This window comes from Streptomyces sp. NPDC026500, assembly GCF_055567635.1.
This window is the reverse complement of sequence record NZ_JBVHQB010000030.1, coordinates 50,363-76,595: the sequence shown is the minus strand read 5'-3', so window position 1 is coordinate 76,595 and position 26,233 is coordinate 50,363. Positions and strand designations below refer to the sequence as shown.

The following is a 26,233-nucleotide window of genomic DNA, read 5'->3' as shown; positions in this document are numbered from 1 at the left end:
GAGATCGATATGGGCGCGAGGCCCAGGTCCGCTATGCGATTTCCATGGAAGACATGGGGCGAAGGCCTGATGTGGACGGGGTTTGCGTGGGGCGACCTGTGTCCCCCCTGCGCATGGAAGGAATCCGCCGCCCTGCCTGCCGACCAGCCGTGCGTGCCACCGCTGTCAGAAGCGGAGCTCGCCCAATGGACGGCACTGGTCAGACAGCTGGGATAGGCACGATCTGGATCTGGTGACCACGCCGCGGCACATGCCCGTGTCCACGGCTCTCGTTCCGGCGCGGGGCCCCGGCGGCTTGAACTCCGCGGTCGTCCCTGCGTTTTGTCGACTGGAACTGACCAACAAAGAGAAGGAGGCCAGGGTGAGCAGCGCCGGCTCGGGCACCACGCGTCCCCAGGCACTGATGAAAGACGGCCAGTTGCGACGCATCCTCGGACTGTTCCGCCCGTACCGGAGGCAGTTGCTGTCCGTCGTATTGCTGGTCGCGGGCTCCTCCCTGGTCGCCCTCGTCAACCCGTTCCTGATCCGCGAGATCATGGACACGGCGCTGCCGCAGGACAGGCTGGGGCTGCTGTCCCTGCTCTCCCTCGGCATGATCATGGTGTCGGTCACCACCAGCTCGTTCAACGTCTGGCAGACGCACGTGTCGGCCACGGTGGGCCAGCTCGTCATGCACGACCTGCGCACGGCGGTGTACTCCCACCTCCAGCGGATGTCGCTGGCCTTCTTCGCGCGCACCCGTACCGGCGAGGTGCAGTCGCGCATCTCCAACGACATCGGCGGGATGCAGGTCACCATTACGACCACCGCCACGGCGCTGCTGTCCGACGTGACGGTCGTCATCGCCGCGACCACCGCCATGTTCCTGCTCGACTGGCGGTTGACGCTCGCGTCCATGCTCATGCTTCCGGCATTCGCCTTGGTGAGCCGTCGCGTCGGGAACCAGCGGCGGAACATCACCCGTGACCGGCAGAGGCAGCTCGCCGAGCTGTCGTCGACCATGCAGGAGTCGCTGTCGATCAGCGGGATCCTGCTCAGCCACACCATGGGCCGTTCGCACTCCCTGACCGACAACTTCGCGCGGCAGTCGCGCAAGCTCACCGACGTCGAGGTGCGCGTCACCACCGCGGGCCTGTGGTACCAGTCCACGATCTGGATCGTCATAGCCTCCATGCCGGCGATGATCTACTGGGTCTCGGGGCTGACCTCGAACAACGGCCACATGGCCATCTCCATCGGCTCCCTGGTCGCGTTCACGTCCCTCCAGCAGAGCCTGTTCCGCCCGGCGCAGCGGCTGCTGACCGTCGGGATCGAGATCCAGGGCTCTCTCGAGCTGTTCGGCCGCATCTTCGAGTACCTCGACCTGCCCGTTGACATCGCCGAGCCCGAGCGGCCGGTCGAGCCGGCCGCCTTGCGGGGGGAGGTGCGCATGCGAGGGATCGGCTTCTCCTATGCGGGAACGGAGCAGCCGACGCTGGTCGGCGTCGACGTGACCGTCCCCGCGGGCCGCAGCCTCGCGATCGTCGGAGAGACCGGCTCGGGAAAGACCACGCTCAGCTACCTCATCCCGCGGCTGTACGACGTCACGTCCGGTTCCGTCACGATCGACGGGGTCGACGTACGCGACCTGTCCTTCGACACGCTCACGGCCGCGGTCGGCGTCGTCTCCCAGGAGACGTACCTGTTCCACGCCACGGTCGCGGACAACCTGCGGTTCGCCAAGCCCGACGCGACCGACGAGGAGCTGTTCGCGGCGGCGCGGATCGCCCACATCCACGACTATCTGATGTTGCTGCCCGACGGCTACGACACGGTGGTCGGCGAGCGCGGGTACCGGTTCTCCGGCGGCGAGAAGCAGCGGCTGGCGATCGCCCGCACCATCCTGCGCGACCCGCCGATCCTGGTGCTCGACGAGGCCACCAGCGCCCTGGACACCCATACCGAGCAGGCCGTGCAGAAGGCCATCGACGCGGCCAGCGTGGGCCGTACCACCATCACGGTCGCCCACCGGCTGTCGACCGTCCGCAACGCCGACGAGATCATCGTGCTGGACCGGGGCCGGGTCTCCGAGCGCGGCACCCACGACGAGCTGCTCCTGCGCGGTGGCCACTACGCGACGCTCATCAACCGGGACACCGAGCCTGTAGCGGTCTGAAATCCGCCTCCCGGACGGCCTTGCCGAAGTAGCAGGGCCGTCCACCGGCGCCGGGCCCTGCCGGAAAGGCACGTCCTGGAGCCGAGCTCGAGTTCGACGAGAGCGGCCGCCCCTACCGTCGGGCGCATGGATCCCACAGCTTCCGAAACATTCGAGCCATCCGGGCCGAACCGCCGCACGCTGCTGCGTTACGGCGCCATGGCCGGGCTGGGCGCCCTGGTGACCGCCACCCCCTTCTTCAAGTCAGATGGCGCGGCCGCCGTGACGGCCGGCGGGCCCGAGCCGACGGCGCCCGAGCTGAAGCTGACGAAGTTCAGGGATCCGCTGCGGGTCCCGCCGGTGCTGCGCCCCCGCGACCGCGGCGACCATGACGAGCTGACCGTCCGCATGCGCACCGCCGACGTCACCGTGCACTCGGAGATGCCGCCGGTGACGATGTGGACGTACGAGGGCGTCTACCCGGGCCCGACGATCCAGACGGTCAGCGGCCGTCCGCTGCGGATCGTCTGGGAGAACCAGCTGACGGGCAACATCCCCGTCAAGGCCGTCGACTTCGGCTCGACCACGGGCCGCTCACCCGACCCGCTCTCCAACTACCCTGGCACGTCGGGAACCCAGGTGGTCCCCGACGTGTCGGACCTGGCGCCGTGGGCCGCGGTGCACATGCACGGCATGCTGACCGGCGGCGGCAACGACGGCTGGATGGAGAATCTCATAGGTCCGGGCGACGTGCAGTTGTCGGCCTATCCGAACAACCAGGCCGCGACCACGCTCTGGTACCACGACCACACCCACCACGTGAGCCGCTTCAGCGTCTACGCCGGGCTCGCGGGCCTGTTCCTCTCCCGCAACGAGGAGGAGGAGGCGCTCGACCTGCCCGACGGTGCCCGCGACGTCCCGCTGATCCTCAGCGACCGCAACTTCGACGTGGACGAGTCCGGTGCCCTCGCCGGCCGGCTGGTCCACAAGGTGGAGATGATCGGCCCGCAGCGGCTCATGCGTACCCACGCGGCCCCCTACACCCTGGTCAACGGGGTGGTCTGGCCGTACCTGGAGGTCGCGCCGCGCTGGTACCGGTTCCGGATCGTCAACGCCGCGAACTCCCGGATATACCGGCTGATGCTGCTGTCGGACGGCCGGCCCGTCCCGGGTGCGCTGCGGGTGATCGGGACCGACCAGGGTCTGATCGACAAGCCGCTGGCCGTCGAGGGGGCGCTCAACCTCTCCCCCGGCGAGCGCGCCGACGTACTGATCGACTTCAGCGCGTTCCGGGGGCGGGCCCTGAAGCTGGTCAACACGCTGGAGGGCATCGCGCCCGGTGCCTCCGACAAGCCCAACGACCTGCTGGAGCCCGACGTGATGCAGTTCCGCGTCGCGGACCAGCGCCCGTCCAACCGGTTTGTGCTGCCGGAGGTCATCTCGCCCACGTTCAAGCGGCTCACCCACCACGACCTGCCCCACGACGTCGCCCCCCGGTGGGTGGTCGTGGTCGGTCCCGGCTCGACGAACATTCCCGAGCTGTGGGAGATGGAGGAGATCGACCCGGCGGGGATCACGTTCCCCTCCCCCGGGACCATCCAGGTCCGGGACGCCGAGGGCACCGTCAAGACGCTGCGCAGGACGGCGATGGCGTACGACGACGGCAGGACGTTCACCGCCGCGCTCGGCAGCGTGGAGATCTGGAAGTACCTCAACCTCGCCGCGTCCCCGCACCCCATGCACATCCATCTGTCGCACTTCCAGGTGCAGTCCCGCGAGAACTACGACATCACCGGGTTCGACCGCGCCACCCGCGGCTCGGCCAGGCCCATCGCGTTCAAGGCCGCGGGGGTGCTGGAAGCGCACGAGCTCGGAGAGAAGGACGTCATCCGGGTGGGTACGGCGGGCCAGATCACGCCGAACGCCACGCTGGGCGAGCTGGTCACCGTGGCGGTCCGGTTCCCCGTCGTCGGCAGGGGCGTCCACCACTGCCACATGCTGGAGCACGAGCAGCACATGGTGCGGCCGCTCGTGGTGTCGCCGGCCGTCCATCTGCACGCGGGCGGCAACCACACACACGCAATGCCGTGAGCCCGCGCCGGTGATCGGCGCGGGCCCACGGGGCGCGCCCGGAACCCGAGAACGGCAGCCGGCGTCCTCGGACGCCGGCTGCCGTTCTCGTCGTGATGCCGGGACTTGCTGACTCAACCGGCAGGGACCGGGCCGGCGCCGGCTGCCTGGGCTATCCGCTGACGCATCTCCTCGGAGCTGTTGGCGCGCGGGAACTCCTCGTCGGGAACCTCGACCCCGAGGAACGCGCACAGCGGCTCCCACCCCTGCTGCACGTCGTACACGAGGACGTTGTCCGCGCCGAGGGCGCGCACGACGTCTTCGGTGTGCCGGTGGTAGACCTCGATGGCGTGGTCCTTGTCCGAGAACCGGCCGTCGAAGAGGCCCTCCCAGACCAGGGCGTTGACGACGCGGAACAGCCGGGCCTGCCGGGAGCCCGGCTCGGGCGGGTGCTCCATGGTCCGCAGCGCGAACTGGTACAGCGTGTCGTAGGTGCTCTTGTACCAGCCCTCGGCGTCGCGCACGGTGAGGACCACCCTGGTCCCGGGGAGCGCCTCGCTGATCTGCTGGTAGTAGACGGTGGAGGGACCGTCCACCGCGGAGGTGTAGCCGTCGTAGAGCGCGGCCCAGTCGGGGCGCTCGCCGTCGCAGATGATCCGCTCCCACTGGGCGAGGCGCTGTTCGTCGTCGACGATCTCGAACATGTGGAAGCAGGGCCCGAGGCCGAGCCGCTCCAGGGCCACCTGGAGTGATGTCGTGCCGGTCCGGCCCAGGCCGGCGTTGATGAGCTTCAACACGGTGATGTCTCCTCTTCCTCAGCGCCAGACCGCGTCGTCCTGGTGGGTGGCGACGTTCACCCTGTTCCAGAAGTTGACCAGACTGATGTGCATGATCAGGGCGCCGAGCTGCACGTCGGTGTAGTGCTTGGAGGAGTTCGCCCAGACCTCGTCCGACGGCGCGCTCCGGGCGTCGGTCTGCACGGTGACGGCCTCGGCCAGCTCCAGGGCGGCGCGCTCGGCGTCGGTGAAGGAGGGCTCGGTCCGCCACGTGTCCACCAGGGTCAGGCGCTTGTCCGCGGGCTCGGCCGGGAAGGTGTAGACCCGGCCGTTGAGCGCGGCGACGCGCAGCCGGATGAAGTCGAGGGTCGACTGCGGCACGCCGACCTTGCCGATGACCTCGGACAGGTCGAGCAGGGGCTGTAGGGCGCCGGGAACGACCAGGGAGGGGTTGCCCATCCGTTGAGCCATCGGGAGTTCTCCTGTGTGATAGCGGTGCGCTGGAAGGTGAGAGGACGCCGGGGACAGGGCCGTCAGACCGGGATCGCCTCGATGATCGAGATCGGTGACGCGGTGGGAATCACCCTGCTGATCTTGAAGCCCGCCCTGGCGAACAGCTCGGTGTACTGCGCGAGGGTGCGGTCCTGGGAACCGATCATCAGCATCAGCCAGAGGTCGATGGTGTGGCCGATGTGGCGCTCGTTGTTCTCGGGGAGCAGGTACTCGATGCAGAGCAGCTTGCCGTCGGGGCCGATCGCCTCGCGTGCGTTGCGCAGGGCGGTCAAAGCGTCTTCCTCGGAGAAGTTGTGGATGATGCGCTTGAACAGGTACGCATCACCGCCCTTCGGCAGCTTGCCAAGGTAGCCGCCGTGCTCGACGGTGCAGCGGTCCGCGACGCCGGCCTCCTCGAAGAGCGAGGCCGAGTCCACGGTCGCGATCTCGAAGTCGTACAGCACGCCCTGGGCGTTCGGCGCCTGCTGGAGGACCCCCGCCAGGAGGTAGCCGCGGCCGCCGATGACGTCCACGACGGTGCGGAACTGGGAGAAGTCGTAGGCGGCCAGGACCGGGTCGGTCTCCGACTCCGAGACCTTGCCGAACGCCTGGAAGAACGCGGCGGCGTAGGCGTGGTTCGCGTGGAAGAAATCCAGCGTGCTCATGCCGCGCAGCTTGGGCAGGTTGGCCTCGCCGGTCTGCACGGTGGTGAGCAGGTGGCCCCACTCCTCGTGCAGCAGGGGGTGGCTCATCAGCTGGGCGAACTTCCGCATCGAGTCCTGAGCGTCCTCGCGGAGCTTGTCGGACAGCGCCGTGTTCTCGTACCGCCCGTCCGGACGGACCGCGAAGACTCCGTGGCCGGACAGCGCGCGCAGGATCCGGTGGGTCGCCCGCGGGTCGGCTTCGACCCGCAGTGCGATGTCCTCGGCGGAAAGCGGCGCGTCGGCGAGCACGTCGGCGATGCCGAGCCGGGCTGCGACGGAGATCGCCTGGGTGATGACGGCACCCTGAATCAATTCGAGCAGCGCGTAGGAATCCGACTGGTCGCGGACCTCGGCCGATGCGGACATCGCTTTCCCCTCAGAGTGTCTTTTCTCGGATTCCAGACGATAAGTCGACGCTTCTCTCCGCCGCAACCGACCAAGTTTCTCACGTCATTGACAAGAATGTTCAACCGGGGAATTCTCGCGTTTGAACGGAGCCCACCTCTACTAACACTCAACCGGGAATCCGACCCCGCTTGTCAGGCTGTGCCGACCGCGAACTCGCAATCGCCTTGAGGAGGCCGACGTTGGCACACGACACCCCGACCCCGGTGGATTTCTGGTTCGACCCGTCCTGCCCCTGGGCGTGGATGACATCCCGGTGGGTCCTTGAGGTCGCAGAGCGACGGCCCCTGGAGATCCGCTGGCACATCATGAGCCTGACGCTGCTCAACGAGGGACGCGCGGACCTGGACGAGCGCTGGCACCGTGACCTGGCCCTGCGAATGGAGCCGGTACGGGTCTGCGCCGCCGCCGAGCACACGTACGGACCCGGGGCGCTGCGCCGGCTCTACACCGAACTCGGCACCCGGTTCCACCTCGACAAGGCGCCCAAGGAGCGGGCCACTTACGAGGCGGCCCTGGCCGCCTCGGGCTTCGATCCCGCCCTGGCCGACGCGGCCGGGTCCGACGCGTTCGACAGCGCGGTGCGTGCTTCGCACCACGACGGCATCGCCCGCGTCGGCACCGATGTGGGCACCCCCGTCATCGCCGTGGGGGGGGTGGCCTTCTTCGGACCCGTGGTGACGCCCACACCGCGGGGGGAGGCCGCGGTGAAGCTCTGGGACGGCGTGCTCGCGGTGGCCGAGACCGACGGGTTCTTCGAGCTCAAGCGCACCCGGACCCGAAACCCGATCTTCGCCTGAGCCCCGGCGTCCACCACGGCCGGCTCGGGCGTCAGCCGCGGGCCGCGACCGCCGGGGCGGTCCAGTTGTCCTTCAGCCACGCCTCCACGGAGACCAGGTTCGGCCTGTTCTTGCGCAGTTCGGTCAGGTCGGCCTGGAAACCGTCACGCTCGAACCAGTCGAACATGTTGGCCAGGTCCGGGCGACCCGCGCGCAGCGGCTCGATGGGCAGCTGCTGGAAGCGGGTCGGGATGCCGGAGACGGCCTCGAACGCCGCGGCCATCTGCGGCCCGGTCAGCTCGTCGCTGGCGATGTCGACCGTCCGGCCGATCCATTCCTGCGGGTTCTCGAAGGCGTCCGCGGCGAAGGCGCCGATGTCGCTCGTCGCCATGATCTGCACCGAGGTCTCGGGGTCGAGCCACATGGCCAGGACGAGCTCGCCCTGCCTCGCGCGGGGGGCGATGTCGAGGAGGATGTCGTGGAACATCGCCGGCCGCAGCACCGTGGTCGGCAGGTCGAGCGTCGCCAGGTACTGCTCACCCACCAGCTTGCTCTCGAAGTGCGGGACGCGGGTGTCCCGGTCCGCACCGCCGACCGAGCTGTAGACGAAGTGCTTCACCCCGGCCCGCACCGCGGCGTCGGCCACCGCCTTGCCCTGGCGGATCTCGGCCTCGACGCCGCCGGCGCCCCGGAAGGTCTGCACGCTGAAGACCCCGTACACACCCTCCGTCGCCGCCGCCAGCGACGCCTCGTCGTCCATGTCACCGCGGACGAGGACCGCGCCCGCCTCCTCCAGCGCCCGCGCCTGCGCCTTCTGCGGGTCGCGGACCAGGGCGCGCACGGAGAAACCCCGCCGCAGCAGTTCGCGGGCGACCGCCCCACCCTGCCGGCCGGTGCCGCCTGTCACCAGGATCGTCTCTGCAACCGCCACTGTCTGCCTCCATGTTGTGTGCCCGCCGGTCCTTGCCCGGCCCGGCTGTCAGGTGTGATGGCCGCGAACGGCCGAGGTCCCTCGCGGGATGGTGACGTTGCGCGCTACCACGGAACGGGGCCGTCGTCGGACAGGCACTGGCCCGACGGGCCGGCCTCGTCCAGCGTGGCGAGCCGGACGGCGATCTCCGCGCCCTCGGCGGGGGACCGGAACCCGCGGTTCTGGTTGATGTCGGTCGCCACCACTCCGGGGAGCGCCGCGTTGACCTTGATCGGGGTCTCCCGCAGCTCCTTCGCGTACGCGAACGTCACCGCGTTCAGGGCGGTCTTCGAGGACTGGTAGGCGATCATGTTGAGGCCCGCCAGAGGGCCGCTCGGAGCCGAGGCCAGGGTCAGCGAGCCCACGTGACTGGACAGGTTGACGATGCGGCCGGCCGGGGAACGGCGCAGCAGCGGCAGCATCGTGTGGGTCACGGTGACCACCCCGAACACATTGGTCTCGAAGACCTCCCGCAGGTCGACGGCGGTCGCCTCACTGGGCGTCCCGGTGAAGCCGCCCGCGATGCCCGCGTTGTTCACCAGGATGTCCAGGCGCCCGAACCGCCGCTCGATCTCGCGGGCCGCCTCCCCCACGGAGGCCGGGTCCGTCACGTCGAGCCGGAGCGGCACGGCCGTGACGCCTTCGTCTGCCAGCGCGTCGGCGGCCTGCTTGCCGAGCACCTCGTCCCGGGCGCCGATGAGAACGGTGATCCCCTGCTCGCCGAGTTGCCGCGCAATGGCGAATCCGATGCCCTTGTTGGCGCCCGTGATGAGCGCGACCTTCTCGAACGGCACGTTTTTCCCTTTCATGAGGTCCAGGTTCCAACGCCCCCGGAACGCCAATTCGCCGGATACGCGGAGGCCGCGAGCGGAACATCCTGCGCCCGGTTTTTAAGCAATGAATTAATACGTTCACGGTACGAAACGCAAATGCCCGGGCACCTCCGATGTTGCCGTCGAACCACCCTGTTCAAATGCCGAAAACCCGCGGTCGAACAGCCGACCGGCGAGCAATCGCGAAAGATCGGCCCGCCTTCAAGGCGCCCTCCACCCAGGGTCCGGGGCGCTCGGCCAGACTGCCCACGGCCTGTCTCGGCGCCGACCGTACGGGCCTTACGACACCGTAACCATGAAGGAGCTGGTGGAATGACTGGGAGCGAACAGGCTCAGGCGAGCGGCAAGCCCCACGTGGTCATCGTCGGTGGCGGGATCTCGGGACTGGCGGCGGCGTTCCACCTGCGGAACGAGCCGGTGCGCGTGACGCTCCTTGAGGCCTCGTCCCGGCTGGGCGGAAAGCTGCTGGTCTCCGACGTGGCAGGAGTCGCGGTCGACGAGGGCGCCGAGTCGCTGTACGCCAACCGCAAGAAGACCACCGGCCTGATCAAGGAGGCGGGACTCGGCGAGCAGATCATGTCGGCGGGCCCCGTCACCGCGTCGGCGATCTGGACCGGGGGCACGATCAGGCACCAGCCCGACCGTCAGTTCATGGGTGTGCCCTGTGACATCGACGACCTCGCCCGGTCCGGGGTGCTGTCCCCCGAGGGCCTGGAGCGGGCGCAGCAGGACCTCGTGCTGCCCTCGTTCGACCTGAAGGGCGACATCTCGGTCGCGTCCTTCGTCGGCGGGCGGTTCGGCCAGGAGGTCGTGGACCGCCTCGTCGAGCCGTTCCTCGCCGGTGTGTTCGCCGGGCGTGCCTCGGACCTCTCGTTCGAAGCCACCCTGACCCCGCTGGCGAGGGCGTCCCGCGATCACATCTCGCTCGCGGACGCGGCCGGCTCGCTGGTGCCGCACCTGCAAGAGGGCGAGAAGCCCCCGCCGGTGAGCGTCGCCACCCTCGAGGGCGGCTTCGGCACGCTGCCCGCGGCGATCGTCCAGCAGGTGCTGCACGCCGCGCCGGACACGGCCCTGCGCACCGGGACCCCCGTCCGGGACCTGACACGCAAGGGTGACCGCTGGCAGGTGACCGTGGGGTCGGCCACCGACTCGGAGGTCATCGACGCCGACGCGGTCATCATCGCCACCCCGGCCGGCCCGACGGGCAGCCTGCTCGCCGGGATCCCGGGTACGTCCTCCGCCGTCTCGGCGCTCTCCGAAGTGCCGTACTCCAGCGTGGCCATGGTGACGCTCGCCTACCCGCGCACGGCGTTCCCGGGCGGGCTCTCAGGCCGCGGCTACGCCGGTTACCGGGTGCCGGCGGAGGAGGGGAAGGCCGTCAAGGAGGTCACGTTCACCACGGTGAAGTGGCCGCACCTGGCGGGCGAGGTGGAGATCGTGCGCTGCTCGCTCGGACGGTTCGGCGAGGAGCACCTGCTCCAGCTCGACGACGCCGACCTGGTCGCGCTGGCGACGGCCGAGCTCGCCGAGGCCACCGGCGTGACCGGTGTCCCGGTGGCGTCCCGCGTGAGCCGCTGGGAGAGCGCCCTGCCGCAGTACACCGTCGGCCACGTGGACCGGGTGCGGCGGATCCGTGAGACCGTGGCGACCCAGCCCGGACTCGCGGTCTGCGGTGCGGTGTACGACGGCGTGGGCGTCGGTGTCTGCATGATGACCTCGCGCAGGGCCGTCGACCAGATCCTCCCCGTCGTGAAGAAGGCTGCGGTGGCTGACTCGGTCGCAGCCGGGGTGTGAGCCCGAATCCACCTCGTTTCCTTGCAGGGTGCCCCGGCCTTCAGGCCGGGGGTGAATGCGAGCTGCTGCGGAGCAGGGCAGGGCAGAGGAATCGCCGTCAGGGCGATTCCTCTGCCCTGCTGGCGTCGAGGGCGATCTCGAGCAGGTGCAGGATCTCGGCGTTGAGCGTGTCATCGGCACCGACCGGGTGCCGGAGTTGACCGAGGACGGCTCACCGAAGCTGAACGCGAAGACCGGCAGGCAGGTCATGGGCCGCTCGGTGGTGGTACGCCAGCTGAACCGCCGGTGGGCTCGGGTCAAGGTGCCCGGCTGCGGCTGGGTCCGCTTCCGCCTCACCCGGACCGACCTGCCCGCCGCGAAGACGTTCCGCGTCACCTTGCGCAACGGCCAGTGGCACATCGCCTTCGCGGTCATCCCCGCACCGGTCACCGCACCCGCCACCGGCGAGGTCATCGGTATCGACCGGGGCGTGACCATCACCGCCGCCCTCTCCGACGGGCGGAAGCTGAACTGCCCGCAGCTCACCGTGAAGGAACGCGCGCAGGTCAACGCGGACACCAATGCAGCAACCAACGTCGCGGCAGGACAGGGCGGGATCCCCCGCCCCCGGCGATCAGCCGGTGCCGGAGGGACGACACCGCCCAAACAGCGGTCGAGCGTCCGTGAACTTCAACCCAACTGGGTTGGAATCCCCCTCTTTTAAGAGGGGGAGGATGTCAATGGAGTGATCACTTCGGGATCACTCCATTGGATTCGGCATGCGTGCGCCGGCTTACGGGCAGGACGAGAAGGGCCGTGCCCTGGCACGGCCCTTCTCGTCCTGCCCGTTCCGCGTCGCGGAAGCGGCGGTCTTCGTCGCGGCATCAGAAGATCCGGTCAGTGCTCGGATCGCTGACCGGATCTCTGATCGGATCCTGATCGGATCCCTGACCGCATCAGCGGTCCAGGATCGTAGCGAAGACCTCCGTCAGCGCCTGCTCCGCGTCCTTGCCGGCGCCGGTGCTGCGCCAGGCCACGTGCTGGTCGGGACGGATCAGGAGCGCGCCGGCACCAGTGATCTGCCGGACGGCCTCCCACCCGCCGTCCACGTCGGCGTACTCGGCGCCGTCGCCGATGCGGACCGCGTTGACCTGGACGGAGAACTTCTCCGCCACGCGTGCGGCCGCCTCGCTCCACGCCGTCCCCTCCGGGCCGGTGATCAGCGTGAAGCCGGTCCTGCCCGTCAGGTCGAGGGTGGACAGGCGCTCGCCGTCCCGGGTGATCCAGGCGTGCGGCAGCCGGTGACCGGGGCGCGACGTCGGCGTGTGCTCGTCGCGCATGGGGACGCGGGCCGGGCGCTCGGTGCCGTCGGAGACGACCGCTCCCTCCTCGTAGGCGAAGCCGATCTCCATCTCGAACGACTGGCAGCCGCCGCGGTGGGTGTCGAATATTTCCAGGGCCCGCGCCCGCACAGTGTCGCCGAGCGGGGACGGGTCGAAGTACGCCGCCAGACGCTGCCCGCGGCGCCCCGCCGGGATGTTGTGGCCGCCGCCGATGGCGTCGATGACCGCCTGGTGGTGCTGAGCGGCGGAGACCGCCCAGTCGACGTTCTCGCGGCCTACGGGCCGGCGCTCGGCCTCGTAGGTGTCGATCAGGCTCTCGGGCGCGCTGCCGTTCAGTACCGCAGCCAGCTTCCAGGCGATGTTGTGCGCGTCCTGGATGCCGGTGTTGAGGCCGAGGCCCACGGCGGGCGGCTGCTTGTGCGCGGCGTCGCCCGCGATCAGCACCCGGCCGACCCGGTACTTGTCGGCGAGGATCGCGTTCACGATCCAGTCCGTGATCTTGTGCACGGTCACTTCCAGATCCGGCACCTTCAGCACTTCACGGATGCGGTCGACGACCGTCTCGTTGTCCCAGCGGCCGGCCGGGCCGGGGGCCATGTGCAGGCCCCACTGCTCGCAGGCCTTGCCCCAGCTCGGACCCATCTCGATGAGGTTGACGGAGAGGTCGGGGTCCTCCGGGCTGAGGTAGTGCGTGATGAGCGTGCCCTCCTCCCACCACTGCGACAGGTCCGCGGAGAAGTACACGGTCGTCGTGTTGACGTTGCTGGGCGGGCCCTGCATCTCGATGCCGACCTTGGAGCCGACGAAGCGGCCGCCGTCGGCGCCGAGGAGGTACTGCGCCTTGACCGTGATGACCTCGCCGGTCTCGACGTTGCGCACCTCGGCGACGACGTGGTCGCCCTCGTCGGAGAAGTCGATCACCTCGTGGCTGAAGAGGATCCGCCCCGGACTGCGCTGCTCCGCGTGACGACGCAGGATCGGCTCCAGCCACATCTGCGGCAGCTTCGAGGGCAGTTCCGGCCCGGCCGCCCCGTAGCGCTCCGTCAGTTCGCCACCGCCGAAGGCGTCCATCTCATGGATCTGGCGAGCGTCGATCGGCCCGTCACCAGCGAACGTGGTCGCCCAGCGCACCTTGCCGAACTTGTCCAGCGGCGCCGCCTCCGCGAGGACGTCATCGCGGATCCCGTGCTGGCGGAAGATCTCCATCGTGCGCTGATTGAGGTAGTGCGCCTTCGGCACCCTCGACGTGTCCGCGTGCCGCTCCACCAGCAGGTGGTCGATGCCCTGGTCAGAGAGAAAGACGGAGGCGGACAGGCCACACCCGCCGCCGCCCACGATCAGGACCGGAACCTCGATTGACGTCATGTTCGCCCTTCCAGAATTCAGATGGCTTTTCCCGCACAGCCTGACAACGTCATCCGCAACCCTGGTCAAGAACGACTGGACTCCGAAAAGCCGCCGGCCGGTCACGCGGGTGACCGGCCGACTACGTGCCTCGGGGGAACGGGTTCCTCCGGGGTTCGCCTCCCGCCAGGCCTGGATGCGCCGGGGCCGTACGCGGAAGTACCGGCTGCTGGCCTCGGCATCCGACGAGGAGCTCCCGTCGGTGGTGACCTGAGGGCCACGCTGCTGCCTTCGGGCGTGGCGGTGTCCATCCTCGTCATGGGCGCACTGTCCGACCTCGCGGGCCCGCTGCCCGCGGCCTTCGTGGTCGCCGGCATCACGGTCCTGGTCACCGTCGCAACCGCAACCACCGGGCAAGCCTGGAGAAGACGTCTGCGGAACGCATGATCACGATGGAGACAGCGGGCCGTTGCTGAGTCCGTAGTCAGGTCTCAGCATTCCGGGCATTTCGGCCCGGAAGGTCCGTCACATCACCAAAGCGTCAGGGCTTCGGCTTGAGGACGGTCTCTCGTTTCCGTCTGCCGGTGCTGCGGCAGGGTTGCGCCACCTGCCCGCCCCGTCCCTGTCTTGCGATGGGGGCGGGTGGTGCGGGTCTTCTGGTCGGCTCCACGAGGCTTCGACACCTTGGGGGTGTCCAGGTCTGCGGCCACTCCGGTACCTGTTGCTGCGATTGCCGCGAGTGCGGCGAGGTTGTGTGCGGCGTTGGCGTCCCGGTCGATGACCAGGCCGCAGGCGTCGCATTCGTAGGTCCGGACGTGCAGCGGCAGCTTGGCTTTCACCGCGCCGCACCCGGAACAGGTCTTGGAGGAGGGGTACCAGCGGTCGGCGGCCAGGATGCGGCAGCCGTTGCGCTGGGTCTTGTAGGTGAGCTGGCGGCGGATCTCCCCGAATCCGGCGTCGGCGATCCTGCGGGCCAGGCGCCGGTTGCGGAGCATCCCGGCGACGTTCAGGTCCTCCACCACGACGGTGCCGTATTCGGCGGCCACGGCGGTAGTGAGCTTGTGCAGGGCGTTGGCGCGGAGGTTCGCGATGCGGTGGTGCACCTTGTTGCGGACGGCGTCGGCCTTCTTCCACCGGGAAGAGGGCCGCTGTCCGGTCCGGCGGTCCGGACCGCGGCGGCGGGAGACGGTGCGGGAGGCGCGGCGCAGCTCCTTCAGGGCGCTGTCCAGACGTCTGGGGTTGGACACTTCGCGGATCTCACCGGTGCTGTCGGCCATGACCGCGAGAGTCTTCACGCCCAGGTCGATGCCGACCGCGGCTTCGGGCCGTGCGACGCGGACGAGGTCGCGTTTGACCTCGGTCTGGAAGGACACGAACCAGCGTCCGCGTTCGTGGCGGACGGTCGCGGACAGGATGCGCGCGGTCCCAGCCTGGACACGGGCGAGGAGCCCGGCCACGGGCTCGTGCGTACGGATCGTGCCGAGCCTGGGCAGTGTGACGTGCCGTCCGTCGGCGTCCACCCGGATGGTGCCGGTGGTGAACCGGCAGGACAGGCGCGCCTTGTGCTTCGACTTGAAGCGCGGCGTCCCCATCCGCCGGCCGCGCCGCTTGCCGTTCTTCGACTTCGCGTAGTTGTCGAACGCGGCCGACGCGTTCGCCAGACCGGTGTTGTACGCCTCCTTGGAGTTCTCCTCCCACCAGGAGGCGAACCGGGGGTCCGTGTGCTTGGCGGCGTTGAACGCCTTACGCAGCGATGGCAGCGACCACGGCCGCCACTCGGTCAGCTCCGCCCCGGCGACGCCGTACGTCTCCTCGGCCCGGCGCTGCCACCAGGACGCGGTCACCCACCCCACCGCCCAGTTGTACGCCGCGCGCGCCGCACCGCAGCGCGACCGAAGAGCGGCCTCCTGGGCGGCGTTCGGGTCCAGCGCGAAGCGGTACGCCTGCACCACGAACCCCGGCTGCGGCCGGAACTTTTTCACTCGGCGGCCTCGCCGGTCACCAGGGCCACGGCGCGGGCGGCCCGGTTCTTCGCCGCCCGCCGCCCGTACAGGCGGGCGCACATCGAGGTCAGCACCTCGGTGACGTCCCGCACGAGATCGTCTGCTGTCTCGGCAGGGTCGAGGACGACCAGACGCCGGCCGGACGCCGACAGCGCGGCCTCCAGGTGCTCGACACCGAACCGGGCCAGCCGGTCACGGCGCTCGACCACGATCACAGCCGTGTCCGGGTCGGCGAGGAGCCGGTGCAGCTTGCGGCATCGCCCGTTCAACCCCGGCCCGACCTCGGTCACGACCTCCGCGACAGCCAGGCCCAGCCCGTTCGCGCCGGACACCACCCGCGCGACCTGCCGATCCAGGTCGGCCCTCTGATCGGCTGACGACACACGGCAGTACGCCACCACGCGCCCGGACGACGGGGCGGCAACCTCGTCGACCAGCCACGTCCCGGACGGCGCCTGACGGACCGGCACGGGCATCTTCCCGTCCCTCACCCACCGCCAGGCGGTCTGGTAGCTCACGCCCTGCTGACGCGCCCACTCCGACAGCCTCACAAAACCAAGCTACGTGAGATGTCTGACCAGAGACGACTATGAATGATTAGGAAATCCATGGCAGTTGTCGCCCCCGCATGGTGATCATGCGGGGGCGAGCTGACGACGGATCAGGCCGTCGGCGGCACCGGGTCCTCGGGCGCCTGGCAGGTGGCGTCGATGCCCCACGACGAGGTGGGACGGGTGCCGTCCCTCAGGTAGTCGCTGACGTAGGTGTTGAGGCAGGGGTTGTTGTTCGCCGACAGCGCCGAGCCGACGTTGTGGCCGCCCAACTCCATGATGAGACGGGAGTTGGGGAACCGGATACGCATGTCGAGAGCGCCGAACATCCCGTGTGCGCTGTCGTACTGCGGCTGCACCAGCAGGACGTTGGCGCTGCCGTTGCCGACCTGCGCCGGAGCCTGGGTCTGCACCGGCCAGAACGCGCACGGCGCGCTGTACCAACCGTTGCTCCAGGTCAGGAGGTGGTTCCCGGCGGCGTACTGGCTGGCGAGGGTGGCGCTCCACACCTTCCAGTCCTTCGGCCACCGGCCGTCGGTGCAGTTGACCGCGTTGGTCATCGCGACGCGGTTCTGCTGAGGGAAGCCCGGGGTCGGGGAGTCGGCGCGCAGCGCCGTCGCGTCGCCGCGCACCACGAAGTCGGAGAGTATCTTCGCGCGGCTCACCCAGGTCCAGCTGCGGTAGACGACCTGCTCGAAGGCGTTCGCCCACTCGCCCGGTCCGATCTTGCCGTCGACCGGCGCCGCACGGAGGGCGTCCTGGCCCTTGTAGTAGTTCGCCTCGACCTCGTCGGCGGTCGTGCCCAGGTGGTAGACGGAGTCGTACTTGGCGACCCAGGCGAAGAAGATCCCGCCGTTGTACTCGGACGTGATGTTCTTGGACATCTGGTTCTGGTACCCCACGCCGCTGGGGCTGGGCACGCTGTCGAGCACCATGCGCTTCACCCGGGTCGGGTACATCGTCGCGTAGACCGAGCCGAGGTAGCCGCCCCAGTCGATGCCGTAGTAGGTGATCTGCTCCTGGCCGAGCGCGATCCGCATCTGGTCGAGGTCGCGCGCGGAGTCCTTGGTGGTGAAGTGGTTGAGCAGGTCGCCGTACTTGTCACCACAGCTCTTGGCGTACGCCTCGGCCTTGGCCACGGCGTTCTGCTCGTCCTGGGCCGTCTTCGGCACGGGGTCGGCCAGCACCGGGTTGATGTAGGACGGGTCGCACACGATCGCCGGCTCGCTGGCCCCGACGCCGCGCGGGTCGAAGCCGATCCAGTCGTAAGCGGCGCCGACGTCCTTCGCCAGCCCGGTCGTGCCCTTGGCGTACCGGGTGGGCATGTCGCGGCTGATCGGGCCGGGCCACTGGCCGCGGTGCAGCAGCACGACGCCCTTGTACTGGTCGTCGGTGACGGTGTGCTTGGCGCGGGTCAGCGCCAGCTTGATCTTCTGACCGCTGGGCTGGGCGTAGTCGAGCGGGACCTCCACCGAGCCGCACTCCAGGCCCTTGAGCAACGCACCGAGGTTCGGGTCGATGTCAGGACACGGCGACCAGGCGATTGTTCCCGTGGTCGGCGCGGCAGCCCCCTCGGCCGCCGCCACGGGGGTGACGGCCGGAACCGACAGGCCGATCACGATCACCGCATTTACCAATGCGAGCTTCTTCATGGATACCCCTTCTGGATGCACGGCGCATACAGCGTGGCAAGGGGCTCCTTGAAGCGGCTCGAAACCTGCTGGAGTCAGAATGAACCGATGAGCGAGCCGCAGACCGACGGGGACCACTACGTCGGCTACGACGTCGCGGGGCAGCACATCGGCCTGGTGCCGGACCCGGGCATGACCTCGCCCTGGCCTACCTCTGATCCTGCGAGAGTGCCCCGGCCTTCAGGCCGAGGGTGAATCGCATCTCTGGACTGCTCTGACCTCAGCCGAGGCGAAGCTCGCCGAGGCGGGCGCCACGGTACAGAAGCCGGCCTCCGACGTCGGCGGCGGCCGGCTGGTGGCCACCTTCACCGACCTTGACGGCGACGTCCTCGGGCTCATCCAGGGCTGATGCGGGGCTGATCCTGGGGCGCCTGCGAAACGGCCCGACCACTCACCACGCTGTCGGGCGGTGTACGCCAACGGCTCAAGCCGGCCACGCACATGGCGGGCAAGGGCGGCGGCGCCGGCAACGAGGGCGGCCGGGTGGTGTCGGGACAAGGCCCGCCTCCACCCTTCCGGCTTTTCTCAGCACGCGAACCGGAAACCCTGAGGGGAAATACGGCATTCCCGTCACCGGCACCGCCGGATTCATCGGATCACCGGACTCCTCCAAGATGCCCCGGCCTTCAGGCCGGGGAGGAATTGGACTCCTGCGGAGCAGGACAGGGAAAGCAGAATCGCCGTCAGGGCAATTCGGCGTCTGCGGCAGCGGCGTCGCGCCCACCCTCAAGCCGGTGCAGGATCTCGGAGTTGAGGGACCGCCGGTTGGCTCTGGCCTGGTCGGTCAGCCAGCGGTGGAGGTCTGCGGGAATCCTGAGAGTGATCTTTGTTTCCTCATTCATGCCCCTACCGTAGTGGTAGAGTGGTGGCATGACGCCCCTAAGGGAAGCCGAGGGCGCCGGGTGTGCCCGGTACACCTACCGGCTCCGTGTGTCGTCGACCGCCCGCACCGCCCTGGAAGCGGAGTGGGCGCGGTGCCGGTGGATCTGGAACGAATGCTGTGCCCGCTCGAAGAAGGCATACGCCGACGACGAGAAGTGCGGCCCGGCCCGCCTGGACAGGATGCTGACCGAGGCCCGCACGGCGAACGCGTGGCTACGTCAGGGATCCTCTGTGCCGCAGCAGCAGATCATCCGCGACTTCGCCAAGTCCCGCTCCAAGGCCTTGAAGGACGTCAAGGCCCGGCTGCCGCAGCACCGGCGCGCGGGGATGCCGAGGTACAAGAAGAAGCATGCCGCCGACCCGTCACTGAACTACACGCAGCGCGGATTCCGCCTGAAGGACGGCCGCCTGCACCTCGCGGGCGGCATCGCCGTGACGGTCGCGTGGTCGCGGGGATCTGCCCAAACCGCCGTCCTCCGTCCGCGTCCACCGCGACAGCCTCGGCCACTGGTACGCCTCGTTTGTCGTGGCGATCACCACCGAGGCCCTGCCCGCCACCGGGCGGGACATCGGCATCGACTGGGGCGTCAGGGAAACGGCCACCACCACCTCGGACGCCCACGACCTGCCGCATGCCCAGCACGGAAAGAACGCTGCGCAGCGCCTGGCCCGCTACCAGCGGATGACGGCCCGCCGCAAGCCCAAGCGCGGCCAGGCCGGTTCGAAGGGCTATTGCGAAGCGAAGCGACAGACCGCGAAGCTCCACAGGAAGGTCGCCCGGCAGCGGCAGGACACCGGCCGCAAGTGGGCGAAGAAGGTCGTGCGCGACCACGACCGGCTGGCGGTCGAGGACTTCCGTCCGAAGTTCCTCGCCAGGACCACGATGGCCCGCAAGGCCGCCGACGCCGCGATCGGCGCGACCAAGCAGGCGCTGATCCACATGGCCCGCAAGCACGGCCGTGAACTGCACCTCGTACACCCCGCGCACACCACGATGGACTGCGCACAGTGCGGAGCGAGAACCAAGCACGCACTACCTCTCTCGGAACGAACCTACGCCTGCACCGCGTGCGGAGCCGTGTCCCCCAGGGACAAGAACTCCGCCCGCGTGATGCTCGTCCGGGCTGGTCTCAACCCGGCTGGTGCCGATCGTGCAAGAGCTGCCGGACCGCCGGTCCGCAGCCAACGTGAGCCAGGAATCCCCCTCCTTTAGGAGGGGGAGGAGTCAAATGACTGAGAGGTTCGCCTCGGGGTGGGGCACGTTCGGTGATCGCCGAAGACCTGCGGGTCAGCGTCCGGCAGCGTGCACGAGTGCGTGATGAAGTCGTTGGTCGGGTGTGAATCCTGCTTCCCATTGCACGCCGACGGCGAAGGGGCGATCCGTGACTTCGACGGCCTCGACGGTACCGTCCTCCGCCCAGCCGGTGGCGGTGAGGCCGGCACCGAGCCGGTTGACGGCCTGGTGGTGATGGCAGGCCGTCACCGGCACGTCCTCGTCGAGGACTCCGGCGATCCGGCTGCCCGGCTCCAGCTTCAACGGGTGGGAGCCGAGGGTGAAGGACGGCGTGTTCGGGCGGTGGCCGTCGTGGCCCGTGACTTCGGGCAGGTGCTGGTGCAGCGTGCCTCCGTGCAGCACGTTGAGCAGCTGCATGCCGCGACAGATGCCCAGCACGGGCAGCTCGGCGTCAAGTGCCGCCCGGATCAACGCCAGTTCGGCGCGGTCGGCTTCCGGGGTCATCGCCCGCGTGCCGGAGTGCGGGTTCTCGCCGTACAGCGCCGGATCCACATCGGGGCCACCCGGGATCAGCAGGCCGTCGATCCGGTCCGCCATGGCCTCGACGCCGGGCAGCAGCGGAAGCAGCAGGGGCGTGCAGCCCGCCGCGGTCAGGAAGGCCAGGTGGGACTGGAGCGCGAAGCTGACGACCATGTCGCTGCCCTGGAACGTGACCGGCGCGGTCCGCGCACAGATCCCGATCACTGGCCGCCCCGTGCTCGCCGAACCATTCACGAATGATTTCATAGCCACCTTCATGGATTTCCGGGTTCAACTGAGGAAAGTAGGCAGATGCAACATCCGCTTCCGCGGAGAGCCATAACGGCAATAAAATAGCCGTTTACGTAAAGCGGCGGCCATCGTTCAAAACCTGGCAGGCCGACGCCTACTGAACGGAATGACCTTCCTGATATCACAGACGGGGACCCCTTTACCCGCGCTGTGGTTCACCGTCTCCCCCGGCACGCTCACCGCGAAGGTATTCGACCGCCTCGCCACACAGCCCGCCGCACGGTCCGCCTCGTGGCCCGCAGGGATGCTCGCACTCCGGGCGGCCGCCCTGCCGGCCGTCGCCGCGGTGCTGCCGCGGCGGGTGTCCGCCGGTCCGGCGGACACCCGCTGTCCTGCATTTCCAGGAAACCTCATTCTCCCCTCAACTGCAGCTAGAGCCCCTCCTGCGATGCTCATCGGCAGCGGCAGCAGAGAGGAAGTGAAGGAATGGCTCAGAGCAGCGCGCAGGCTACCTTGATCACGAACGCATTCGGCTCCGTCAGGACGGAAGGCGTCGACGCGTCGGCCCGCAGCGAATTCGATCTGAAGAACCTCGAGCAGCTTCCCGCCTGCGACATCCTCGTCAACGCGCTGTCGGCGGGCGTGTCTCTGCGCCGGAGCGGCACGGACGCCGCGCACATCCAGCTTCTCGTCGACGCGGCCGGCTCGGCGGAGCTGCCGCCCATCCTGGTCCAGATCGACGGCTACCGCATCATCGACGGCCTGCACCGGCTGGAAGCCGCCAAGCTGCGCGGCGACAGCAGCATCAAGGCGCGCTTCGTCGACTGTTCGAACTCCGAGGCGCTCGTCATCGCCATGAAGGCGAACGGCTCGCACGGACTGCCACTGTCGAAGACCGACCGCGTGTCCGGAGCCCAGCGTGTCCTGAGTTCCCACCCGGACTGGTCCGACCGTGCCATCGCCCGCATCACCGGGCTGAGCGCGAAGACGATCGCGTCGCTGCGCGAGAAGCCGAGTGAGGGAACACCGCTCGACGGCAAGCGCATCGGCCGGGACGGCAGGCGGCGTCCGGTGGGCCCGGGCGAGGGCCGACTGCGGGCCGCCGAGTACATCGCCGAGCACCCGAACGCCCCGCTCCGTCAGGTCGCCCGGGAGACCGACGTGTCGCTCGGCACGGTCCACGACGTGAGCGCCCGGCTGCGGCGTGGCGAAAGCCCCGAGCGCAGCGGTCGCCGGACACCCGACGCGGCGGCGCAGCCCCTGCGATCCGTCCACCCCGCCCACCCCGCCCACCCCGCCCACCCCGTCCACCCCGTGCGGTCCGTACAGCTGTCCGGGGAACCGTCGCGGCCCGTCTCGGCAGTTCCCGGCGGCGCGGATTCCGGTGGCGCAGCCCATGTGCCGCTGCGGGTGGCACCGAGCATCGACAGCGCGCCGCAGCGTAGGGACCGCACCGACGAGATTCCGGCCTGGACGACGGTGGCGGCGAAGATGGCCGCCGATCCCACCATCCGCTACGCCGCGGGCGGCCGGGAGTTCCTCCGCTGGATGCAGCTGCACGCCGCCGAGCCGGACGACGGCTGGCGGGAGCTGATCGACGCGGTTCCGGCCCACTGGCTCGGCGTCATCGCCCCGATCGCCGAGCGCATCGGCAAGGAATGGAGCCTGCTCGCCGAGGGGCTCAAGACCAGGCAGGACATGATGCCTTGAAACCTCCCCTTCCCTGAAGGGAGGGGATTCCTGGCTCAGGCCGCCTCCTGGAGCAGCGCTCCAGGAGGTCTTGCGCCCTCGACGCCAGTCGGGTCGAGACCGGCCCGGAGCAGCATCACGCGTGCGGAGTTCTTGTCCCTGGGGGACACGGTTTTGCACGCGGTGCAGGTGTAGGTGCGTTGTGACAGCGGCAGTGCGTGCTTGGTTCTCGCTCCGCACTGTGCGCAGTCCATGGTGGTGTGCGCGGGGTGCACGAGGCGGATGTCCCGCCCGTGCTTGCGGCCCATCTCCAGCAGGGCTTTCTTGGTGGCGCCGATGGCGGCGTCGGCGGCCTTGCAGGCCATCGTGGTCCGGCTGAGGAACTTCGGCCGGAAGTCCTCCACCGCGATGGCGTCGTGGTCGTGCACGACCTTCTTCGCCCTTCCCCAAGCTCTCCGACAAGCTCCGAGCAGGGGAGACCCCATTCGTCCGGTGTCCTGCCGCTGCCGGGCGACCTTCCGGCAGACAGGTCAGACAAAAAGCCGGGCTGAACCGGGCCATCCTCGCCCAGGGCTGGGGCCTGCTGCGCCAACGCACCGAACACAAGGCCCCCGGCCGGGTCGAAGACGTCCCCGCCCCCTACACCTCCCTGCATTGCTCCGCCTGCGGATGGATCGACAAGAACTCCGCAAGAGCCAAGCCGAGTTCGTCTGCTCCTTCTGCGGCTTCACCTGCAACGCGGACACCAACGCAGCCATCAACGTCGCGGCAGGACAGGGCGGGATCCCCCGCCCCCGGCGATCAGCCGGTGCCGGAGGGATGACAGCGGCCACCAGCCGCCGCTCGAGTATCCGTGAACCTCAACCCAACTGGGTTGGAATCCCCCTCTTTTAAGAGGGGGAGGATGTCAAACATCCCGACTCCCGCTCACCCGGCTTCCACCACGAGACCGTACGTGCGGCACACGCACACCCGTACCCTCCTCACGACACAGCCACCACAACCAGCGAACGCGGGCACACATGTTCGCCTTCTCCGCCCGCGGCGGCCCCGCGGGCCCTCCGCGCCCCAGACACCGCACACGGCGACGCTCCACACTGCCGTAAGCAGGATGCGATTCCTCCCCGGCGTGAACGCCGGGGCATCCTCGCAAGAGTCAGGTGAAATGGAACCGGCTGAGCAGAGCGCTTTCTGCGATCCGTGCAAGGGCCAGGGGCTCACCGTAACGCTCCCGAATGCACTCAACGGCCCTTTCTGCTGCTGTGTCATACGCACCTCACCACGTGCAGATCCATCAGCAGCCTGCCGTGTACGCATCGCGCTCAGCTTGAGTGACGCCGGCGATCCGGGGCCGTCAGTTCCACGAAAACGCTCCTGCCCGGCCGGCGTGACGGCGTCCCGGGTGTGACGCTCCAGCACGCCCCGACCGGGGTTCAGGAGTTGGTCCAGAGGAACCCCGGATGCTCGAAGCGTCCGTTCGAGCCGTCATCGACACGACGTCTAAGGGGTCCCATGCCCGTGGAAGACAACGCTTCTTCAGATGTGCCGTCCGGGCGAGACCTGCGGATCGCCACGCGCAGCCGCGCCGGCAACTGGACCAAGCCCCCGCGCCGCATCGAGACGTCCGAGTGCATCACCTGCGACAGCTGCCTGCGCAGCTGCCCGGAACAATTCGGCGCGATCTTCGACCGCGGGCTCGACGTCGTGATCATCCCCGAGCTGTGCTCGGGCTGCCCCGTCTGCGTCCTGGAGTGCCCGGTCGACTGCATCTACGTCGACGAGGACTGGACGCCCACCGACGACGCGATGTGGAGCCACATCGCACTCACCGGGAAAGGCACCGCATGACCGCGCCCGTAGACCGCGAAGGATCCCGTCGAGCCGCCAACTCCCGCAAGCGCCAGAGCCGGCGGCCCAGCCGCCTGGGCCTGGCGGCCGGCGCCACGCCCAAGCCGGACCGGGTACGCGAGGAGGACGCCGGGTTCCCCGGGCTGCTGGCCCGGGTGTGGCGGAAGGCCTCGGCCGCCGCCGACATACGCGCGGCCCTGGACACCCTGCTCACGCTCGACGGACACGTGCCCGCGGAGGTCCAGGAGGGCGCCCTGCGCACCGCGGACGCCGCCGCGCTGAAGGTCGTCGCCGGCCTGTCCGGAGCCGCACGCGAACCGGCCGGGGCCGTCGCGGACCCCGCGGAGCGCACCGTGTTCCTCGGTGAGATCGGCCTGACCACCGGCGGCCGGGTCGTCGTCCGCGTTCCCTCCCAGCAGCCGCTCGCCAAGCAGCACACGCTGGTCGCCGGCGTGCTGCGGGTTCCGTGGACCCTGCGGCACCTGGACGACTACCAGCGCGAGGTGACGACGGCTCAGGAGCGGTTCGACCGCGACGCGGCCGACAGCCGCCGCTGGCTGGCGGAGCAGGGCCGCGAGGGTCGCGAGGCGCTGCTGGCGCAGCTGACCGAGGGTGCGCGGCGCACCGCCCCCTTCATGCTCTACGTCGAGGACAAGCAGTACACGAACTTCCGCGACACCAACACGGTCGTGGGCAAGACGCTGTGGCCGGGCCACCCGGACTGCGTGTTCACCAGCCTGGCCGGCCTGCCGCTGGAGCTGTGGTCGGACCACGACGCCCTGCTGGTCGTGGGCATCAGCCTGCTCATCCGCTCGGCCGGGTACGGCCGCATCGAAGAGGTCAACGGCTCGCAGCTCACCCCGGAGAACGTGGGCCGGCTGCTGGAGCGCACCCGCCGCAACTACAACGGAGCCCTGGGCGGGGAGCGGATCCCCGCGGCCGGTCCCGACGCCGGCATCGACGCGCTGATGGCCCTGGCCACGGGGCTGGGCGCGCACCGCCCGGAGGTGACCCGCACCGTCCAGCTGTACCGCGAGATCCACGGCGCCCTGATCCACAAGGTGGAGAAGGTAGCGGCCCCGCACGGCAAGGTGGCCGTGGACCGGGACCGGCAGGTCACCGACCACCTGCGCGCCACGCTGCCCGTGGTCGGCGACCGGCTGGCCGAGCTGCGGCTCGCCGACGACGCCGACCCGGCCTGGCTGGCCCGCCCCTACGGCGAGTTCGGCACCGGTCTGGAGGCGGTCGTGTACGAGGCGGTCGCCGCCACCACCGCCGCGTTCAGGGCCGACTTCTCGATGAGCCGCGGCATCCGGTCGCTGCCGGAGCTGGTCCGCGCGCTGCGCGCGGAGGCCTGGGACGAGATCAGCGCCTGGGGCATCACGGACTTCTTCTGCTGCGTGGTCCCCGCGCAGGAGGCCCGGCGGCACTACGGCGACTCGCTCGCCACGCTCGCCGACACCGCCTGGGCGATGTCCTCGCGCATGCAGTACAACTCCTGGCACTTCATCGCCGGCAACCTGCCGCGGACCTCAAAGGTCCTGGAGCGCGACCACTTCGTGCCGCCCACCATCCCCGACATCGCCCACTTCTCCGACCAGCACCACCACGGGCACGTCAACAACATGGTGCGCTTCACGATCCGCAGCCCCCAGTCGGTCGAGGTGTGCGGCCGGCCCTTCAACGGATTCATGGACCTGCGCATCGTCCGCGCCGACGGGGAGCCGTACACCGAGCAGGAGATGCTCGCGGCGCACCAGGTGGCCGCCTTCATCGCCCGGATGACGCAGCAGGCGGCCGCGCTCGCCGAGCAGGGGGAGCAGGCCGATGTGACGGCCTTCGACTCGGCCTGGCACTGGAGGTCCATCACCGGCACCCCGGTCGAGGGGGCCGCCCCGGAGCCGCCCCGGTCCCGGGTCGGCTAGCCGACTCCCCGCGGGC

The 26,233-nt window shown here is 69.5% G+C and carries 21 protein-coding genes and 2 pseudogenes; 11 read left to right on the top strand and 12 right to left on the bottom strand.

Annotated features, from left to right (window positions below):
- Nucleotides 1-403 precede the first annotated feature (403 nt).
- Together ACZ4N5_RS37410 and ACZ4N5_RS37405 are read left to right on the top strand one after the other, a co-directional pair.
- A complete protein-coding gene (locus ACZ4N5_RS37410; protein ID WP_326790621.1) occupies nucleotides 404-2,155 on the top strand; it encodes an ABC transporter ATP-binding protein in 1,752 nt (583 codons plus the stop codon).
- A 126-nt stretch (nucleotides 2,156-2,281) separates the two neighbouring features.
- A complete protein-coding gene (locus tag ACZ4N5_RS37405; RefSeq protein ID WP_467761473.1) occupies nucleotides 2,282-4,225 on the top strand; it encodes a multicopper oxidase family protein in 1,944 nt (647 codons plus the stop codon).
- Nucleotides 4,226-4,338: 113 nt separating this feature from the next.
- On the opposite strand, the gene ACZ4N5_RS37400 is transcribed toward ACZ4N5_RS37405, so the two are convergent.
- The 3 genes from ACZ4N5_RS37400 to ACZ4N5_RS37390 form a co-directional block, all read right to left on the bottom strand.
- Nucleotides 4,339-5,001 (bottom strand): sulfotransferase family protein, encoded by a 663-nt coding sequence (locus ACZ4N5_RS37400; protein ID WP_326782987.1) that lies wholly within the window; start codon nucleotides 4,999-5,001, stop codon nucleotides 4,339-4,341.
- A gap of 18 nt (nucleotides 5,002-5,019) precedes the next feature.
- Nucleotides 5,020-5,451, bottom strand: a complete 432-nt coding sequence (locus ACZ4N5_RS37395; RefSeq protein WP_467761472.1) for a carboxymuconolactone decarboxylase family protein — start codon at nucleotides 5,449-5,451, stop codon at nucleotides 5,020-5,022.
- A 62-nt stretch (nucleotides 5,452-5,513) separates the two neighbouring features.
- Entirely contained in the window at nucleotides 5,514-6,542 is a 1,029-nt protein-coding gene (locus ACZ4N5_RS37390) for a methyltransferase (protein WP_467761471.1), read from the bottom strand.
- Between the two features lie 221 nt (nucleotides 6,543-6,763).
- Between ACZ4N5_RS37390 and ACZ4N5_RS37385 the strand changes: the two genes are divergently transcribed.
- Nucleotides 6,764-7,381: a mycothiol-dependent nitroreductase Rv2466c family protein gene (locus tag ACZ4N5_RS37385; RefSeq protein WP_326782990.1), complete on the top strand. Its 618-nt coding sequence runs from the start codon at nucleotides 6,764-6,766 to the stop codon at nucleotides 7,379-7,381.
- A gap of 31 nt (nucleotides 7,382-7,412) precedes the next feature.
- Here the strand turns inward: ACZ4N5_RS37385 and ACZ4N5_RS37380 are convergent, their stop codons facing one another.
- Together ACZ4N5_RS37380 and ACZ4N5_RS37375 are read right to left on the bottom strand one after the other, a co-directional pair.
- Nucleotides 7,413-8,291 (bottom strand): NmrA/HSCARG family protein, encoded by an 879-nt coding sequence (locus ACZ4N5_RS37380; protein WP_326782991.1) that lies wholly within the window; start codon nucleotides 8,289-8,291, stop codon nucleotides 7,413-7,415.
- Between the two features lie 104 nt (nucleotides 8,292-8,395).
- Nucleotides 8,396-9,139: an SDR family oxidoreductase gene (locus tag ACZ4N5_RS37375; protein ID WP_467761470.1), complete on the bottom strand. Its 744-nt coding sequence runs from the start codon at nucleotides 9,137-9,139 to the stop codon at nucleotides 8,396-8,398.
- Between the two features lie 336 nt (nucleotides 9,140-9,475).
- On the opposite strand from ACZ4N5_RS37375, the gene hemG reads away from it, so the two are divergent.
- Together hemG and ACZ4N5_RS37365 are read left to right on the top strand one after the other, a co-directional pair.
- The gene (gene hemG, locus ACZ4N5_RS37370; RefSeq protein WP_467761469.1) at nucleotides 9,476-10,957 is read left to right on the top strand and encodes a protoporphyrinogen oxidase; all 1,482 of its coding nucleotides are present in this window, start codon (nucleotides 9,476-9,478) and stop codon (nucleotides 10,955-10,957) included.
- Between the two features lie 145 nt (nucleotides 10,958-11,102).
- Entirely contained in the window at nucleotides 11,103-11,660 is a 558-nt protein-coding gene (locus ACZ4N5_RS37365) for a hypothetical protein (RefSeq protein WP_467761468.1), read from the top strand.
- A 232-nt stretch (nucleotides 11,661-11,892) separates the two neighbouring features.
- Here the strand turns inward: ACZ4N5_RS37365 and ACZ4N5_RS37360 are convergent, their stop codons facing one another.
- Entirely contained in the window at nucleotides 11,893-13,644 is a 1,752-nt protein-coding gene (locus ACZ4N5_RS37360) for an FAD-dependent monooxygenase (RefSeq protein ID WP_467761467.1), read from the bottom strand.
- 276 nt (nucleotides 13,645-13,920) lie between these two features.
- Here ACZ4N5_RS37360 and ACZ4N5_RS37355 point away from each other — a divergent pair, with 276 nt between their 5' ends.
- On the top strand, nucleotides 13,921-14,070 hold the full coding sequence (locus tag ACZ4N5_RS37355; protein ID WP_467761466.1) for a hypothetical protein: 150 nt from the start codon (nucleotides 13,921-13,923) through the stop codon (nucleotides 14,068-14,070).
- Nucleotides 14,071-14,153: 83 nt separating this feature from the next.
- Here ACZ4N5_RS37355 and tnpB read toward each other — a convergent pair whose 3' ends face one another.
- The 3 genes from tnpB to ACZ4N5_RS37340 all read right to left on the bottom strand — a co-directional run bounded on the left by tnpB (nucleotide 14,154) and on the right by ACZ4N5_RS37340 (nucleotide 17,829).
- Nucleotides 14,154-15,605 carry an IS607 family element RNA-guided endonuclease TnpB gene (gene tnpB / locus ACZ4N5_RS37350; protein WP_467761465.1) on the bottom strand — a complete coding sequence of 484 codons (1,452 nt, stop codon included), beginning with the start codon at nucleotides 15,603-15,605 and terminating at the stop codon, nucleotides 14,154-14,156.
- Nucleotides 15,602-16,177 carry an IS607 family transposase gene (locus tag ACZ4N5_RS37345; RefSeq protein WP_467761464.1) on the bottom strand — a complete coding sequence of 192 codons (576 nt, stop codon included), beginning with the start codon at nucleotides 16,175-16,177 and terminating at the stop codon, nucleotides 15,602-15,604. The genes tnpB and ACZ4N5_RS37345 overlap by 4 nt, the downstream gene beginning before the upstream one ends.
- Before the next feature lie 110 nt (nucleotides 16,178-16,287).
- A complete protein-coding gene (locus tag ACZ4N5_RS37340; RefSeq protein ID WP_467761463.1) occupies nucleotides 16,288-17,829 on the bottom strand; it encodes an alpha/beta fold hydrolase in 1,542 nt (513 codons plus the stop codon).
- 87 nt (nucleotides 17,830-17,916) lie between these two features.
- On the opposite strand from ACZ4N5_RS37340, the gene ACZ4N5_RS37335 reads away from it, so the two are divergent.
- Nucleotides 17,917-18,063 carry a hypothetical protein gene (locus ACZ4N5_RS37335; protein WP_467761462.1) on the top strand — a complete coding sequence of 49 codons (147 nt, stop codon included), beginning with the start codon at nucleotides 17,917-17,919 and terminating at the stop codon, nucleotides 18,061-18,063.
- 488 nt (nucleotides 18,064-18,551) lie between these two features.
- Here ACZ4N5_RS37335 and ACZ4N5_RS37330 read toward each other — a convergent pair whose 3' ends face one another.
- Nucleotides 18,552-18,710, bottom strand: a complete 159-nt coding sequence (locus tag ACZ4N5_RS37330) for an Arc family DNA-binding protein (protein ID WP_467761461.1) — start codon at nucleotides 18,708-18,710, stop codon at nucleotides 18,552-18,554.
- Between the two features lie 28 nt (nucleotides 18,711-18,738).
- Between ACZ4N5_RS37330 and ACZ4N5_RS37325 the strand changes: the two are divergent.
- A pseudogene (locus tag ACZ4N5_RS37325) lies at nucleotides 18,739-19,963 on the top strand (RNA-guided endonuclease InsQ/TnpB family protein).
- Between the two features lie 75 nt (nucleotides 19,964-20,038).
- Here the strand turns inward: ACZ4N5_RS37325 and ACZ4N5_RS37320 are convergent.
- Entirely contained in the window at nucleotides 20,039-20,770 is a 732-nt protein-coding gene (locus tag ACZ4N5_RS37320; protein WP_401338441.1) for a gamma-glutamyl-gamma-aminobutyrate hydrolase family protein, read from the bottom strand.
- 471 nt (nucleotides 20,771-21,241) lie between these two features.
- Here ACZ4N5_RS37320 and ACZ4N5_RS37315 point away from each other — a divergent pair, with 471 nt between their 5' ends.
- Entirely contained in the window at nucleotides 21,242-22,465 is a 1,224-nt protein-coding gene (locus tag ACZ4N5_RS37315; RefSeq protein WP_467761460.1) for a ParB N-terminal domain-containing protein, read from the top strand.
- 35 nt (nucleotides 22,466-22,500) lie between these two features.
- On the opposite strand, the pseudogene ACZ4N5_RS37310 reads toward ACZ4N5_RS37315, so the two are convergent.
- Nucleotides 22,501-22,965 (bottom strand): annotated as a pseudogene (locus ACZ4N5_RS37310) (zinc ribbon domain-containing protein); the annotation flags it as partial.
- A 991-nt stretch (nucleotides 22,966-23,956) separates the two neighbouring features.
- On the opposite strand from ACZ4N5_RS37310, the gene ACZ4N5_RS37305 reads away from it, so the two are divergent.
- Together ACZ4N5_RS37305 and ACZ4N5_RS37300 are read left to right on the top strand one after the other, a co-directional pair.
- Nucleotides 23,957-24,292 carry a 4Fe-4S dicluster-binding protein gene (locus tag ACZ4N5_RS37305; RefSeq protein ID WP_467761459.1) on the top strand — a complete coding sequence of 112 codons (336 nt, stop codon included), beginning with the start codon at nucleotides 23,957-23,959 and terminating at the stop codon, nucleotides 24,290-24,292.
- Entirely contained in the window at nucleotides 24,289-26,217 is a 1,929-nt protein-coding gene (locus tag ACZ4N5_RS37300) for a hypothetical protein (protein ID WP_467761458.1), read from the top strand. The genes ACZ4N5_RS37305 and ACZ4N5_RS37300 overlap by 4 nt, the downstream gene beginning before the upstream one ends.
- Nucleotides 26,218-26,233 lie beyond the last annotated feature (16 nt).

Bases quoted from the DNA above. Each gene is read 5' to 3' on its own strand.
- ACZ4N5_RS37300 (WP_467761458.1), top strand. From the start codon at position 24,289: ATGACCGCGCCCGTAGACCGCGAAGGATCCCGTCGAGCCGCCAACTCC.
- ACZ4N5_RS37375 (WP_467761470.1), bottom strand. From the start codon at position 9,139: ATGAAAGGGAAAAACGTGCCGTTCGAGAAGGTCGCGCTCATCACGGGC.
- hemG (WP_467761469.1), top strand. From the start codon at position 9,476: ATGACTGGGAGCGAACAGGCTCAGGCGAGCGGCAAGCCCCACGTGGTC.
- ACZ4N5_RS37390 (WP_467761471.1), bottom strand. From the start codon at position 6,542: ATGTCCGCATCGGCCGAGGTCCGCGACCAGTCGGATTCCTACGCGCTG.
- ACZ4N5_RS37395 (WP_467761472.1), bottom strand. From the start codon at position 5,451: ATGGCTCAACGGATGGGCAACCCCTCCCTGGTCGTTCCCGGCGCCCTA.
- ACZ4N5_RS37315 (WP_467761460.1), top strand. From the start codon at position 21,242: ATGGCTCAGAGCAGCGCGCAGGCTACCTTGATCACGAACGCATTCGGC.
- ACZ4N5_RS37405 (WP_467761473.1), top strand. From the start codon at position 2,282: ATGGATCCCACAGCTTCCGAAACATTCGAGCCATCCGGGCCGAACCGC.
- ACZ4N5_RS37410 (WP_326790621.1), top strand. From the start codon at position 404: ATGAAAGACGGCCAGTTGCGACGCATCCTCGGACTGTTCCGCCCGTAC.
- ACZ4N5_RS37335 (WP_467761462.1), top strand. From the start codon at position 17,917: ATGAGCGAGCCGCAGACCGACGGGGACCACTACGTCGGCTACGACGTC.
- ACZ4N5_RS37330 (WP_467761461.1), bottom strand. From the start codon at position 18,710: ATGAATGAGGAAACAAAGATCACTCTCAGGATTCCCGCAGACCTCCAC.
- ACZ4N5_RS37360 (WP_467761467.1), bottom strand. From the start codon at position 13,644: ATGACGTCAATCGAGGTTCCGGTCCTGATCGTGGGCGGCGGCGGGTGT.
- ACZ4N5_RS37320 (WP_401338441.1), bottom strand. From the start codon at position 20,770: ATGAAATCATTCGTGAATGGTTCGGCGAGCACGGGGCGGCCAGTGATC.
- ACZ4N5_RS37340 (WP_467761463.1), bottom strand. From the start codon at position 17,829: ATGAAGAAGCTCGCATTGGTAAATGCGGTGATCGTGATCGGCCTGTCG.
- ACZ4N5_RS37305 (WP_467761459.1), top strand. From the start codon at position 23,957: ATGCCCGTGGAAGACAACGCTTCTTCAGATGTGCCGTCCGGGCGAGAC.